This is a genomic window from Algibacillus agarilyticus, assembly GCF_003286125.1.
Taxonomy (GTDB): domain Bacteria; phylum Pseudomonadota; class Gammaproteobacteria; order Enterobacterales; family Alteromonadaceae; genus Algibacillus; species Algibacillus agarilyticus.
On the sequence record NZ_QMED01000004.1, the window covers coordinates 41985 to 55708 of the forward strand.

The window sequence follows — 13724 nt, forward strand, 5'->3', positions numbered from 1 at the left end:
GATCACTTTTTAGTTAATTGCCAGCATTGTCTAATTTTGCTGTTACGGGCAAAATCAAAGGGTAATGTACTCTGCGAAATATCTTTTATGTCATAACCCATTTCAGTTACTAGATCATGGTCTAACTTAAAACTACGTAAATTATTCGAAAAGATAACGGTCCCACCAGGTGTTAAACGGGGTAAAGCGTCTTGCAAAAGTTTGACATAATCTCGTTGCACATCAAATACGTCTTTCATTCTTTTTGAATTAGAAAATGAAGGCGGGTCGATAAAAATTAAATCGTATTGCTCATCATGTCTTGCAAGCCACTCAATACAGTCGCCTTGGTCAAAATCATGATATCGAGTTGATAACTTATTTAAATCAAAGTTATCTTGCCCCCAATTTAAATACGTTTTTGATAAATCAACAGACTTCACTTTTTTAGCACCACCTAATACGGCATGTACCGAAACTGAACAGGTATAACTAAATAAATTAAGCACGGTTTTATCTTTAGCCAACTCACCCACTAACATGCGTACATTACGGTGATCTAAAAACAAACCGGTATCTAAGTAATCGTCTAGGTTAACTAAAAATTGCGCATTACCTTCTTGCACAATAAAACGAATATCTTTTTTGCGTTCTGCTCGTTGATATTGTTCTTTACCTTTTTGACGAGAACGTGTTTTAACATGTACGTTTGAACGTGCGATACCTAAAATATCAGGCGCCGTAATTAACACATCGTTTAATCGCTGAGCCGAAACATGCTCAGGAATTGATTTTGGTGGTGAATATTCTTGAACAACCAAATGTTCGCCATACAAATCAACAGCAACATTATAATTAGGCAAATCAGCATCGTAGACGCGATAACAATTGGTTGCACTTTTTTTGGCTAAAGGCGCGTATTTTTTATAATTTTTCTTAAGTCGATTTTGAAACTCTTCCGCGATGTTTGTTCTGACGGTTTCTGCTTTTGCTTTTTCAATATCAAACGTGGCGAGTACACAATCTAACGGACCATTTTTTAATTTATATTTTTTATTGGCTGCCAGCTTTAATAATTTAAGTGACGATTCTGCCGATGTAATGACCGTTAAACGCCAATCAACAAATTCAGTTTTTAATTTTTGACCAAGATCTAAATATAAATTCGCGACTTGTGTGGTTTCTTCTAAACGTTCACCATAAGGTGGGTTAATAATAATATGTCCAGCTGTAGGAAAAAAGTTTTTAACTTTAGGTGATAACACATCGGCTTGCATAAATTGGATTTTTTGCGATACACCGGCTAAATCTGCATTTCGCTGAGCGGTTAATAACTCTTTTTTGCTATAATCAGAAGCGTAAAGCGTTAACTCGGCATCTTCATCTACATTTGCATCGGCTTCTGCTTTAACGGTTTCGAATATAGTTTTACTGTGAGAAATCCAACTATCAAATCCCCATTTAATCCGATCACGTTGCGCCGGCACTTTCATTGCCATTAACGCAGCTTCAACCACTAACGTGCCCGAACCACAAAAGAAATCACATAAAGGTTGAGAGGTGTCTTTTAACCAACCACTGCGCATGATCATACCCGCAGCTAAGTTTTCTTTAATGGGCGCTTGCCCTGCGTTTTCACGATACCCTCTTTCATGCAAACTGCCACCGGCAAAATCTAAAAAGATATGCACATTCTTTTTAATTATTCGGCCTTGAAAGCGAATATCAGATTCAACCTTATCAACATCAGGTCGTTTACTGCCTTCTTCTGTAAAATTATCAACGATTGCATCTTTAATAACTTGAGAACTGAACTGTGTATTGCGTAATTCTGGCGTTGTACCGACAAAATGAATACTAAAACGGCGTTTATTAGAAAATTGCATTGTCCAATCGACCGTGCCGGCAACACGATATAAATCATCTTTGGTTAAACATTCGCCGTTTGTTAGTTCTAATAACACGCGATTAGCAAGACGAGATAAGTAACAAATTTTATAACCTAACGCTATGTCGCCTTCGACCCAAACTGACGAAACAGACATTTTTAGTGAGCTAGCGCCTAGTGACTCAAGTTCATCATAAAGTAAATTTTCTAAGCCTTTAGATGTGGTCACTAAAAATTTAGCCATCGGGTTCTCCAAATATATTAAGGTAAGGTACAACTAGTTATATTCGATTATAACGGATGAGCCGCTTATAACGAAATAAATATAATTTTATATCTCAATAAGGTGTTTTAACGGTATTTAAGCTTTTAAACATAAAAAAATAAGCCTTTTGGCCAAAAATTGGCCTTGATGTAATAATAAATACATTTTTTGTAATTAATACTTGATAAATATAATCAAATGCGTAGTATGCCGCCTCGTTGACGCGGGATGGAGCAGCCTGGTAGCTCGTCGGGCTCATAACCCGAAGGTCGTCGGTTCAAATCCGGCTCCCGCAACCAATTTCTTTTAGAATGAATTAAAACTTCTAAGGCTTGTTTAAAGTTGTTACTTTAAACCATTCGGACGCGGGGTGGAGCAGCCTGGTAGCTCGTCGGGCTCATAACCCGAAGGTCGTCGGTTCAAATCCGGCCCCCGCAACCAATTCTTTTAGAATGAATTAAAACTTCTAAGGCTTAGTTTAAGTATTTACTTAAACCACTTCTGTCGCGGGGTGGAGCAGCCTGGTAGCTCGTCGGGCTCATAACCCGAAGGTCGTCGGTTCAAATCCGGCCCCCGCAACCAATTCTTTTAGAATGAATTAAAACTTCTAAGGCTTAGTTTAAGTATTTACTTAAACCACTTCTGTCGCGGGGTGGAGCAGCCTGGTAGCTCGTCGGGCTCATAACCCGAAGGTCGTCGGTTCAAATCCGGCCCCCGCAACCAATTCTTCTTCCTTCAATAACGGCTTACCCTATCCTTTTATTTATTTTCATTAATTCTTTTATAATTAATCATTTTTTTATGCATAAATAATACAGCTAAACAATTGTTTGTATTTTTATCTTACCGTTTACTCTTTTTTAAAATAGTCACTAAAACATTAAATCAGCAGATGTAAGCGTATTCAACTTTATTTAAAAATCTAAATTAAATACGCTTTATGGGTAGGATACTTTAAATAACGAGAGGTTAAAAAAGCTAAACAGGGCCTTAAGTTTAATACCAATTCATATAAATAAGTGATCTCTCAGAATGCATCCAGCGGTTTTTGATCAAGGCGTCGGTGTACACCCTTTCAAATACCGATAACGCAGGTCAAAAGCCGCTGGGGCATTCCTTTCAGGCGAGTTTTAAATTCGCTTACTCTGTGTTGCTCGAACTCAAAAGAGCACCACTATTCTTTCATGTAAGCGTATTTAAACGCTCGCTGAGTGGGCACTTATTATTACGGATTGGTATAACTAAAGATCACGTAATAAATGATCACTTGATTAATTGATTAAGTGTGTAATAAACTTTGCTCACACTGTTTTTACGCCCCGAATGACTCACTAATCCTTTAAAATCAATCATAACTACTTTGTCAGCCGATAAATCCAAATCAATAATCAATTTTTTATTATCAGGCGATAGTTTTAGCTTTTTAATCGGTAATTGTTTTTTATTGTGCTTAGCCGAGCCGTAAGCCCCACTATACAAATAATTCCATTCTTCAATATAAAAGCTTTCATTTAACACACTATTGGCATCGAGCGCTTCTGTAAAGTTTATCTCAAAACCTGTTTTTGTTAACTTAATATCATACAGTTCAAACGGATTAGTGCCGTCCCAAACTATTTTTTCTAAGCCAAAAGGTTTACCGCCTTTTGCGCCCCAACCTCTTGCGGTTTGACCAACCCAAAGTTGGCCTTGGTTATCAAAATCGGCTCTAATATTACCGCTTTGCATCCCCCCAATAAAGTTAATAACAGCACCTTGATAGGCACCATTGACCTCGTCAACAATAACCCTAAAAATATTTGATTGTGTTTGATCGCCAATAAATATTTGCCCAGCAAATGGACCAAATTTACCTTTCGTTGTATCCCATTCTGGATTACCAGGCGAATTAGCCACTTCAATATGCGGGATCCACACGACAGGCTTTTCTCGGATCGCATCAAATTGTGCAGGCGTCATACTACGAATTTGTTTTTCAGTATAATCAGGGTGATCAATTAATGGGATCGGATGACCGTAAAATTTATCTTTTTGTAGGATATGTAACTTAGACGTCTCGACCCAATCACCTTGATTGTCGGTAAAAAATATTTCGCCTTCAGGGTTACGCCCTATACCGGCAGGTGATCGTAAACCGTATGCGTATAATTCAAATTTTTTATCAGGCGTTACTTGATAAGCCCAACCTCGGTAGCCACCTCCACTCCCCATGGTGCCAAGTGAAAATGCTTTAGCAGCTCCATGACTCAAGTTTAACGTGCCAACTAAATTGCCATCGTTATCTTTCACTGGCCCAAAATTAAACTCATGATAGTTATCGTGGAAGTTCCAACCACTCGAAACTTGGATATAATCATCGGCAACGCCGTCATCGTTAACATCAATTAAGCGAGTTAATTCAGGTTTCTGTGCAACAATTATCGTACCATCATCATCACACAACAAGCCAGTGGGTTCATGTAAACCATCGGCAAATTTTGACCATTGATTATTTTTTAATTGCCAAACCTCACCAAATCGCGTGGCGACAAAAACATTGCCGTTTTTATCTGTATCTAAGCCTGTTACATGAAAGCGTACATCTTTAGGTGTTTCGACTGTTACAACTTTATAGCCATCAGGGATATATTTTTCTACAGCCCAAACCTGAGAATTTACAGCGCATGCAAAAAGTCCGGTCGCAATTAAAGAGGTCATTATTTTATTAATTTTCATTTATTTTTCTCCTTTAATGGCTACATCAATTGTAAATGACGTTTGGTTAGTTAAATCGACCTTAAGCTGCTTGTTGTTTATAACACCTTGTTCAGTTGATAAATGAATTAAATCACTTGTTGGTAAAGACATCATCAAACTTTTCTGCTGTTCAGGATTGGTCAATACTTGATAATTAAATGATAGGGTATTTTTATCTTTCGCTGATGCTTGCACTTTAAGCGTTAAATCATCAATCTTATAATGAAAACTCGGGTTACCTTGTCGATTATATTTAATAAATTCACAGGTTGATTGGCTAGCCACATTAATTTGTTGTGGATAATTAAATGCCACTTTACCTAACATAATACTGCCATCTTGGCCTCGACCTTTTACATTAGGACCTACATTAAGTAAATCGCCTTGCCAAACACCGGCGATGGCACAACTTCTCGTGTTAAAACCATAATTAAGCTTTTCAGGCAAGCCAACTGAAACCGTATACGTTGGTAAATCGACGACTTTTTTACGTTGCACAAGTGCCTTATTTGTGGCTTTTAATTCGATATTAATGCCTTCAAAGTCACTTTTAGCGCGGGTTGTAACGGGGATCAGTTTAATGGTTTGATCAACATTGGTTACTAATAAATTTAAATTAGTGTGAGTCCATTTAGGGAAAGGGACCGGAGGTGTCATCATTTCGATTCTTAAGTGTTGCTTACCTGGCTTCAATAGCCAATTACGATGCCATTTACCATTAGGAGAAACCTTTTCGCCATCAATATAAACATCCATTCTTATCTGAGGTACTGTTTTAGCAACAAGCAGAGATTTAATCGTTTTTGGTGCATAAAATTCACCTTCAAATACGGCCGCAAACTCTTTCGTTTCAGGCATTTGAAAATCAGCTAAATTTTTATTCGCCCTGCCTTCTTTAACCGGTGATAGGGTTTTGAGTTGTGATAACGCGCGCTCTTTACTATCGGGTAATTGATATATTTTATAAGTTAAATTGTCCCAACCTTCACGTTTTGAAACAACGTATGCGGCAATTTGCTGGATTTGTTCATCGCTATACATCATTTTAAAAGCCGGCATGCCAGCCGTTGAAAAACCGTCTTTGATATTTTTTACGATATCAGAGGGCTTGCTACCATGGATCCATTCACCATCTTTCAAATTAAAGCCCATCGCACCGCTTAAATCTTTTTTATGGCAAGCCGCACAAACACTATTAAATAATTGTTGCCCTGCTTTAACATGGTTTTCATCTAAACTCATTTTAACAACCGAATCATCGATTGTATTTGCCATGGAAAACGTCGCAGGTAAACACAGAATCGCACTTAATATACTTTTACGAAAAGTAAAACTCATCAGGGACATAATAAACTCTTTGGTTAATTAACTGATTAGTATTGGATTTAATACCACCAAAAGCGATAAATTAAATACAAAAAACAAGAATCACATGCAAATAAGTATCTAATAGATAATAAGATATAACAAGCCTTATAACGGCTAATTCTTCTTTTTTATGTTGTGATATTTCTAATTTGGCTTAATTATTTTGGTAAATTTGAATTTATAAAATAATAGATTAAATATGCTTTTAGGTAGGAACAAAGTAATAAGCTCAAGCGCTTATTACTTTGTATTATTTTTAGGCTTAATATTGAAATGTTTGTTTATTTGATTTGGATTATAATGGAGTCACTTAAACCCTTTGTATAAAAGGTGTTTTTTCGGTTTGCGGCGACAGGGTACGCATCGTCCCATGAATAAAGACTAATCGTCGCCTCACCTAACGCATGCGCGGTAACAACACCAAATTTATCCACACTGGCGATATTTTCATTACTTGATACCCAAACAACACCATCTCGTTTAGCATTATCGGGATACACTTCAGCCTGTAACATTAACTCACCTCCGACTGACAGCGTTGTTTGCTCACCTTTTATTTCAATCGATGTCACATTAACTATTTTATTAGCTTCAAGCACGTCGCCTAATGATCGATACGCTTCTCGTTGCTCGGGGGTTAAATTGTTAATATTTAAGCCACTATATCGCCTTAAGCCCCAACGCATTTCAACATAACGTTCACCTTCACGTTCAAACAAATCGGTACGTAAATCAAAAAATCGACCTTGGGGAAAATAACGACTCGGGCCATAACGTTTAAATTGTTTGTTAAACGCAAAATGAATACGCACCGGATCATGTTCATCATGGTAACGCTCGTTACCGATAAACCAACTATAAATAGAGTCACGTGCTTCACCTTCAGCGCCTAGCATTTGCTGCCAAAAGCTAATCCCATCGAGATCGGTCGTGTTGGGAATAGCAACACCTGCGGCCTCAGCCATGGTCGGAAACACATCCGTTACATAAACTAAACCTTCATACGTTTTAACCTCATTTAATTTGGGTATTATCGTTCCAGGTTGATTTAATACCATACCTACATGTAAACCATTATCGGCATTGCCACCTTTGCGCCCCGGATAAACCGAACCATCAGGCTTAACATGTGCAAATATTTCTTTAGTGCCATTGTCGCCCATCACAATAATCAAGGTTTCTTCTCTTAAACCCAGTTCCGTTATTTTATTCACCACCTTACCAATTAATTTATCGGTGTATTCCAACATGTCGACTAAATATTTAGGATCATCTCCTGTGTGACCATTGCGGTTGTGATCGGCCTCATCAAAATTATCAAAAATTGAATGCGGCAAAGTATCAGGTGTCGGTTTATGGTCATCATGTACCAACGCCATTGGGTAATATAAAAAGAATGGTTTGTCTTGGTTATTTTCAATAAAGTTAAGTGCGTGACGATTAAAAATATCCGGCCCATACCAACGTCGCCCTGTAGCAGGATCGACATCAGTTCGGCCTTTATAATTAACAACTTCGCCATTAATGACTAAATTAGGGTTAATAAAACGCTGACCCTCTTCAACCACATCAAAAGCAGTGTAATCATCCCAGCCAAACTCACTGATGTAATCTTTACCGGCTATTTCTTTAGTTCCGCGCGTTTGTTTCCATTTTCCATACATGCCTGTGGCATAACCCGCTTGTTTAAACACATCACTAAAAATAATATCCGAATGGTGTTGTGACTTGGGTTGTAAATAGTTACGGTCGTTATTTTTGCCACTCATTAATGCAATACGGGTGTTTTCACAAATAGGATGCGTAAACGCGCTTTCGATCCGCACACCGCCTTTAGCTAAATTATCAATATTAGGTGTACTAAATTCACGATCGGCAAAGTGACCTCTTTTTGATCGAATAATATTAGCCCCATAAGTTGTCATTCCGTAATGACTTAAATCATCAATTAAAATAAGCACAACATTCGGTTTTTTACCTTGCTTAACCAAGGGGCTGACTAATACATTTTTTTTATGCTCTGAGTTCTGGCTGTATTGAGGCGTCACCGTAGTTGAACATGAGATCAACATAGATGCGCTGACACAGGCAAAAAGCAGTTGCTTTAAAGAGAATAGATTGTTCATTTAATGGCCTTATTCATTATTGTTATTGTTAAATTCCCAGTGGATCCTGCATCTTGGGATCACTTGGGTATATCCAGTAGTCGTCATGATTCGACCGTTATCTTGGATTCAACGGATTTGAGTAAATAACCGTTGAATACAAAATGAAACCATTGATTATTGCATTGGCGTTAATTGATAGGCTCGTACCCATTCCACTTGCATTGCATTACTGCCATCGGTCGCGCTTAACTCTTCAAGCGTTGGCGTGCCTGGCTTCCCATCACCCCAATTCCAAACTTCGGTATCTAAAAACAACGTCATGGTTTCGTCAAACGGCGCCGGAAAGATCAATCTATCTGTAACTTCGCCCGTTTTGGCAACATGAAAATCATCAACTCTTTTACCATCAAGATAGAAATAGGCTTCCTTTTCATTTACCCACCAAATACCATAAGTATGCCAATCATGTGCTGCACCATCGGGCAAACCATGGCTATTTTTAATAGCGGGGTTTTCTACGGCACCATTGCTATACCCCGGTTTGCCAAAGCCGTTTGGAAAATGATGATAATTTGTCATTAGCGAGGTGCCGAATTTTTTAGCCCCTTTTTTAGGTGCACCAATGGCTTCAATTACGTCTATTTCACTAAAACGACCTTGCATCCAAAAAGCCGATGTTGTTGCGAGCATCGAGGCTTTCATTTTAACTTCATAATAACCATAAGAGATTGGCTGTTTAGAAGACACAACCGACGTACCAACCCATTTTTCGGCAGAAGGGCCATTTGGCTTAGCGTATAAATACAAAACACTGTTTTTAATATCGACGTTTTCGGTGTCATTCATGTGATCAGCCTCCACATAAGCACCAGGGCGGGTTTTGCTAGAACCATTCCACCACTTATGCAATGCTTGCCATTTAGTACTATCCCAATGGTCAAACTCATCAGTGTGTTGCGGGTTTATTTGCCAGCTTTGCCCTTGTGGCGGTGTAGGCAAACTCTCAAATTCGCTGCCCCATTCGTAATTAGCCTGAAGTGAATGAGTTGATACTTGCTCATCAGCAAGGTAGCTGCACGCGCCTAAACTAATCAAAGATGTCGCGAGTAAGGTTTTAAAAAGTCTGTGCATGTTGTTTCTCGGTAAGTGACATATCCAAACACTTGAGGTTGTCGTTAAGTGCTTGGATACGTTTAACGCCCCAAATTTAAAATAAACGGGGCGTTACACGATATTGATGGTTCAGTCGAATTTAGCGTAAAGCTTTAAATGAAACCGGCGCGATCGTAAATTCGTATGAGAATTGACCCGGAAATACTTTGTATTTATCAATAGGCGCGGCTTTAGGAGACCAAGAATCCGTTCCGCCAATACCCGCTTGAATTAAATCAATATTTACCGTTAATGCATTATGAACAGTGAGCTCATTAGTGTGAACACTCTGCTCTAAACTCTCGGCTGTCCAAGGCCAAACCGATGTACTTAATGGTTGCGAACCATCAAACGCAATACCAAACCCACGCCCATTTAACAAATGTAACCATTCAACATTGGTATGATTTCCGTTTTCTTGAGGTCGAACATAATTGTGCGTAAATTGTTCAATTTTGCCAGAATAAACCCCCATCTCGGCACCTTGATTTCGGTCAATATAATTTTCAAATGGGCCTTTGCCGTAAAAGCTCATATTATTAAACTGCTTATTGACGGTTGTAGTCATGCCAACTCGTAAAAGTGAAGGTAAACTTTTATCGGCGTCTAAATCATAGTTAACGGTAATATGTCCATTCCCGGCAACACGGTATGTTAGGGTTAAGGCCAATTTATTGGCAATTTCATGTTTAGCGGTGATAACAACTTGGTTTTTACCTATTTTATCAACATTAAATTGGCTTAATTTAAATTGCTTGTAGGTGTCTTTCCAAAAACTCATGTGTTCTTGCGTTTTCCAACCGAGTCGGTCGTTATCTGTTTCAGCTCGCCAAAAATTAGGTTTTAATTCACCGTTAATTAAGACAACACGTTTATTTTTTTGTTGTTGAGCATAGTGAGTCAAGTAACCCGTTTGCGGATTGAACTCAACATCAAACTCAGCATTTTCAATTTTTACGGTTTCTTTTGTTTGTATCACATTAACATCAGCATGAGTTGACTCTTTTTGCTGTGGCTTGATATACCATGGCATTTCAAACTGGGCTTTTGCGATTTCAAATCCAGCTTGAGCCCATTTCTCATCAAAACGCGTATGCATACTTAAACGTAACCAATATTTACGACCCGCTTTTAACTTAGGTTTGGTAATGGGTAATGCCAAAATACCGGTTTGTTGGGCGGGTAAATCAAATTCAGCTAGATCGCCTTCTTGAATAACCATGCCATCTTCAGATAAAGACCAACGTAAATCATATTGGTTTACGTTATTAAAAAAGAAACGATTTTTAACCGTCACTTCACCTTTATTTAAATTGGCGGCTGTCACTTTTAAAGGCTGAAATACATATTTGGCTTCTTCGATCATCGGTTTTGGATTGCGATAAGAATCAATAATCCCGTTTATACAAAAATTAGATGAATTAGGTTTATCACCAAAATCGCCGCCGTAAGCTAAGAACTTAACGCCATTTTCATCCGTTTTTTCTAAACCTTGGTCAATCCAATCCCAAATATATCCACCGATTAAATTATCTTTTTGCCAAATTAATTCCCAATACTCTTCTAAATGACCTAAAGAATTACCCATCGCATGGGCATATTCACACATTAATATAGGGCGTTTAACATGAGGGCTCTCAGCTAAACCGAGTAAATCATCTAATGTAGGATACATGCGACTAATCACATCAACAAAAGCAGGATCAGTTGGGTTAGCCAGCGGCGTATGACGATTAGCAATATCGGCTTTGCTCGCATAATAACTCGTAATAGGCGTATGTAATGGATGAGTTGGATCACCTTGCGCGCCTTCATAATGCACAAAACGCGTTGGGTCATAATCTTTTATCCAACCTGCGGCGGCTGCAAAACCCGGCCCGGTACCCGACTCATTGCCTAACGACCATGAAATAATAGAAGGATGGTTTTTATCACGTTCAACCATGTTCACTACACGGCGCATAATTGAGTTGGTCCATGCCGGTAAGTTAGCAATTTTGCCACCGACATCATGGCTTTCGATATTCGCTTCATCCATGACATAAATGCCATACTCATCGGCAAGCTCATAAACATAAGGGTCATTAGGGTAATGTGAAGTACGGACTGAGTTAAAGTTATAGGTTTTTAAAATTTCAAAATCGCGGCGCATATCTTCATGCGATAATGCTTTACCTTTTGTTACGTGGTGGTCATGGCGATTGGCACCAATAATCTTAATACTTTGGCCATTAATATAAAGCTGATCTTCAATAATTTCGACTTCTCTAAAGCCCACTTTAACACTTCGAGCTTCAATTAATTTGCCCGCTTTATCATTTAACGACAGGGTTAAAGTATATAAATAAGGTGATTCTGAAGACCATAAATGCGGTTGGGCTATATCCGCTTCTAGCACTTCAAACTTCCACGTTTCACGTGGTGGGTATTTAACCGGGCTTAATGTGTTAGCATCCACAACAAGGGCTTCATTTAAAACCGGTTGTTTGTTGGCATCAAATAACTCAGCCGATAAAGTCCAGCCATTGATATCTTGCTTTGCTAAGTTAGTGAGCTCTGGTTTTATTTGTAATTTAGCTTTTGTATAATTGCTATGTAAAACCGTTCTTACCCCAAAGTCATTTATAGCCACTTTAGGCTGCGCGAGTAGCAAAACTTCACGTTGTATACCGCTCAAGCGCCAATGATCTTGATCTTCTAAATAACTGCCGTCACTCCAACGAATAACTTGCACCGCAAGTTTATTGGCTCCCGTTTTAACAAAGTCAGTAATATCAAACTCAGCCGGTAATGCACTGCCTTGGCTATAACCCACTTTTTCGCCGTTTACCCATAAATAAAAGGCCGAACTGACGCCACCAAAGTGCAATATAATTTGTTTTTCTTGCCACTTGTTTGGAATCGTAAATTGTTTTACATAAGAACCCACCGCATTTTCACGGTTGATATTAGGTAAATCAATCGGAAACGGATACACAGAGTTAGTATAAATAGGCTGGCTATAGCCTTGTAGCTCCCAATTCGAAGGAACAGGAATATCATCCCAATCGTGTGTACTGTGATCGATTTTGTAAAAATCTAATGGTCTATTTGAAGTATCACTGGCGAATTTAAATTTCCACGAACCATTAAGCGAGATCAATTCAGAGGCTAGCCGGTCACTTTTTAACGCAAGTGATTGCGCCGTATAAGAATAAGAAGTTGCACGTGCTGGCATTTTATTAATTTGAATGACTTCAGGGTTTTCCCAATCGTTAGCCGCCATACTTTGCTGGCTAAACGCGCCAAAAATTAATAACGAAGAAACGGTAATTTGCTTCATTAAGGATTTATACGTTTTATTCATAGTTTAGTTATCTTTTAGTTCTTGATGAATATAACCGTGTATTTGGCTATAAACGAAAAAGGTGCGTAATACGACACCCGCTCTATTTAAATTAATTGTTTGCTAATTTGTAGGTTCTAACCCAATCAACTAACATGGCATTCTTGTTAGGATCGTTTAAATTTTCGACTTTGGGCAAACCGATATTAGGAATACCGGCAGTCGCCCAAGGAAAAACTTCAGTATCAAAAATCATTTTTAGTGGCTCTTCAAAAGGCACACGGGGTTTGATTTCCATAACTTTTTTATCATTGTGGTAAAACCAAAGTGTGTTTGGGTCTTTCCACCAGAAACCATAAACATGAAACTCGTCTCTACCTCGCGTAGTCATTTTATATTCTTTGGCTAGCGGTTTAGGCCCTTTTGCCGGCCCGTAATAATGCGTATTGGCATGATATTGATAAGGTAAATCGGCTTGGCGTGATCCGACAGATGGGTTGCCAATGTGCTCAATAACATCAATTTCAGAATAGTTTCCCACTCTAAACCAAAAAGAAGAGGTCATTGAAAGTGAAGACGCTTTCATACGGGCCTCGTAATAATAACCGGGTATCGCCTGTTTCTTTTTTGTTACACAAGCGGCAGCATTAACCCAAATATCTTGATAAGGATCGTTAACCATTTCAGGTAATTTTTTGACTGTCGACTTTAAAACTAAAAAACCATTATCAACATAACAATGACCTTTTTTGAAAGCCGAGGGCGCACGACCTTCCCAATGAGGGTGATAATCATCCCACATGCTTAAATCTAAACTTGATTCATTAAATTCATCAGTTAATTGATCGACAGACTGCCAAGTTTGGTCTAATTCTAATACCGGTGGCGCACTCATAGCCTTAT

Annotated in this window: 8 protein-coding genes and 4 tRNA genes; 5 read left to right on the forward strand and 7 right to left on the reverse strand. The window is 38.5% G+C overall.

What is annotated here, in order from left to right; translation table 11 throughout:
* Positions 1-2: 2 nt before the first annotated feature.
* Positions 3-2111, reverse strand: coding sequence for a bifunctional 23S rRNA (guanine(2069)-N(7))-methyltransferase RlmK/23S rRNA (guanine(2445)-N(2))-methyltransferase RlmL (gene rlmKL / locus DPX34_RS04820; protein WP_111977287.1), 2109 nt, complete (start codon positions 2109-2111; stop codon positions 3-5).
* Positions 2112-2354: 243 nt separating this feature from the next.
* On the opposite strand from rlmKL, the gene DPX34_RS04830 reads away from it, so the two are divergent.
* From DPX34_RS04830 to DPX34_RS04845, 4 genes are all read left to right on the forward strand, one after another.
* Positions 2355-2431 (forward strand) — tRNA-Met (locus DPX34_RS04830).
* 65 nt (positions 2432-2496) lie between these two features.
* A tRNA-Met gene (locus tag DPX34_RS04835) sits at positions 2497-2573 on the forward strand.
* Positions 2574-2637: 64 nt separating this feature from the next.
* Positions 2638-2714: transfer RNA gene (locus DPX34_RS04840), tRNA-Met, on the forward strand.
* Between the two features lie 64 nt (positions 2715-2778).
* Positions 2779-2855 (forward strand) — tRNA-Met (locus DPX34_RS04845).
* Positions 2856-3395: 540 nt separating this feature from the next.
* Here DPX34_RS04845 and DPX34_RS04855 read toward each other — a convergent pair.
* From DPX34_RS04855 to DPX34_RS04865, 3 genes are all read right to left on the reverse strand, one after another.
* Positions 3396-4847, reverse strand: a complete 1452-nt coding sequence (locus DPX34_RS04855) for a DUF7133 domain-containing protein (protein WP_111977289.1) — start codon at positions 4845-4847, stop codon at positions 3396-3398.
* Entirely contained in the window at positions 4848-6143 is a 1296-nt protein-coding gene (locus DPX34_RS04860; RefSeq protein WP_157964621.1) for a c-type cytochrome, read from the reverse strand.
* A 374-nt stretch (positions 6144-6517) separates the two neighbouring features.
* Positions 6518-8362 carry a sulfatase-like hydrolase/transferase gene (locus DPX34_RS04865; RefSeq protein ID WP_111977291.1) on the reverse strand — a complete coding sequence of 615 codons (1845 nt, stop codon included), beginning with the start codon at positions 8360-8362 and terminating at the stop codon, positions 6518-6520.
* 3 nt (positions 8363-8365) lie between these two features.
* Here DPX34_RS04865 and DPX34_RS22260 point away from each other — a divergent pair, with 3 nt between their 5' ends.
* Positions 8366-8491 carry a hypothetical protein gene (locus DPX34_RS22260; RefSeq protein ID WP_269815510.1) on the forward strand — a complete coding sequence of 42 codons (126 nt, stop codon included), beginning with the start codon at positions 8366-8368 and terminating at the stop codon, positions 8489-8491.
* 27 nt (positions 8492-8518) lie between these two features.
* On the opposite strand, the gene DPX34_RS04870 is transcribed toward DPX34_RS22260, so the two are convergent.
* From DPX34_RS04870 to DPX34_RS04880, 3 genes are all read right to left on the reverse strand, one after another.
* The gene (locus DPX34_RS04870) at positions 8519-9475 is read right to left on the reverse strand and encodes a family 16 glycosylhydrolase (protein ID WP_111977292.1); all 957 of its coding nucleotides are present in this window, start codon (positions 9473-9475) and stop codon (positions 8519-8521) included.
* Positions 9476-9596: 121 nt separating this feature from the next.
* Positions 9597-12842: a glycoside hydrolase family 2 TIM barrel-domain containing protein gene (locus tag DPX34_RS04875; RefSeq protein WP_198673627.1), complete on the reverse strand. Its 3246-nt coding sequence runs from the start codon at positions 12840-12842 to the stop codon at positions 9597-9599.
* A gap of 91 nt (positions 12843-12933) precedes the next feature.
* Positions 12934-13716: a family 16 glycosylhydrolase gene (locus DPX34_RS04880; protein WP_111977293.1), complete on the reverse strand. Its 783-nt coding sequence runs from the start codon at positions 13714-13716 to the stop codon at positions 12934-12936.
* Positions 13717-13724 lie beyond the last annotated feature (8 nt).

Excerpts from the sequence above, each read along its gene's own strand:
- rlmKL (WP_111977287.1), bottom strand. The coding sequence starts at position 2,111 with ATGGCTAAATTTTTAGTGACCACATCTAAAGGCTTAGAAAATTTACTT.
- DPX34_RS04855 (WP_111977289.1), bottom strand. The coding sequence starts at position 4,847 with ATGAAAATTAATAAAATAATGACCTCTTTAATTGCGACCGGACTTTTT.
- DPX34_RS04860 (WP_157964621.1), bottom strand. The coding sequence starts at position 6,143 with ATGGCAAATACAATCGATGATTCGGTTGTTAAAATGAGTTTAGATGAA.
- DPX34_RS04865 (WP_111977291.1), bottom strand. The coding sequence starts at position 8,362 with ATGAACAATCTATTCTCTTTAAAGCAACTGCTTTTTGCCTGTGTCAGC.
- DPX34_RS22260 (WP_269815510.1), top strand. The coding sequence starts at position 8,366 with ATGGCCTTATTCATTATTGTTATTGTTAAATTCCCAGTGGATCCTGCA.
- DPX34_RS04870 (WP_111977292.1), bottom strand. The coding sequence starts at position 9,475 with ATGCACAGACTTTTTAAAACCTTACTCGCGACATCTTTGATTAGTTTA.
- DPX34_RS04875 (WP_198673627.1), bottom strand. The coding sequence starts at position 12,842 with ATGAATAAAACGTATAAATCCTTAATGAAGCAAATTACCGTTTCTTCG.
- DPX34_RS04880 (WP_111977293.1), bottom strand. The coding sequence starts at position 13,716 with ATGAGTGCGCCACCGGTATTAGAATTAGACCAAACTTGGCAGTCTGTC.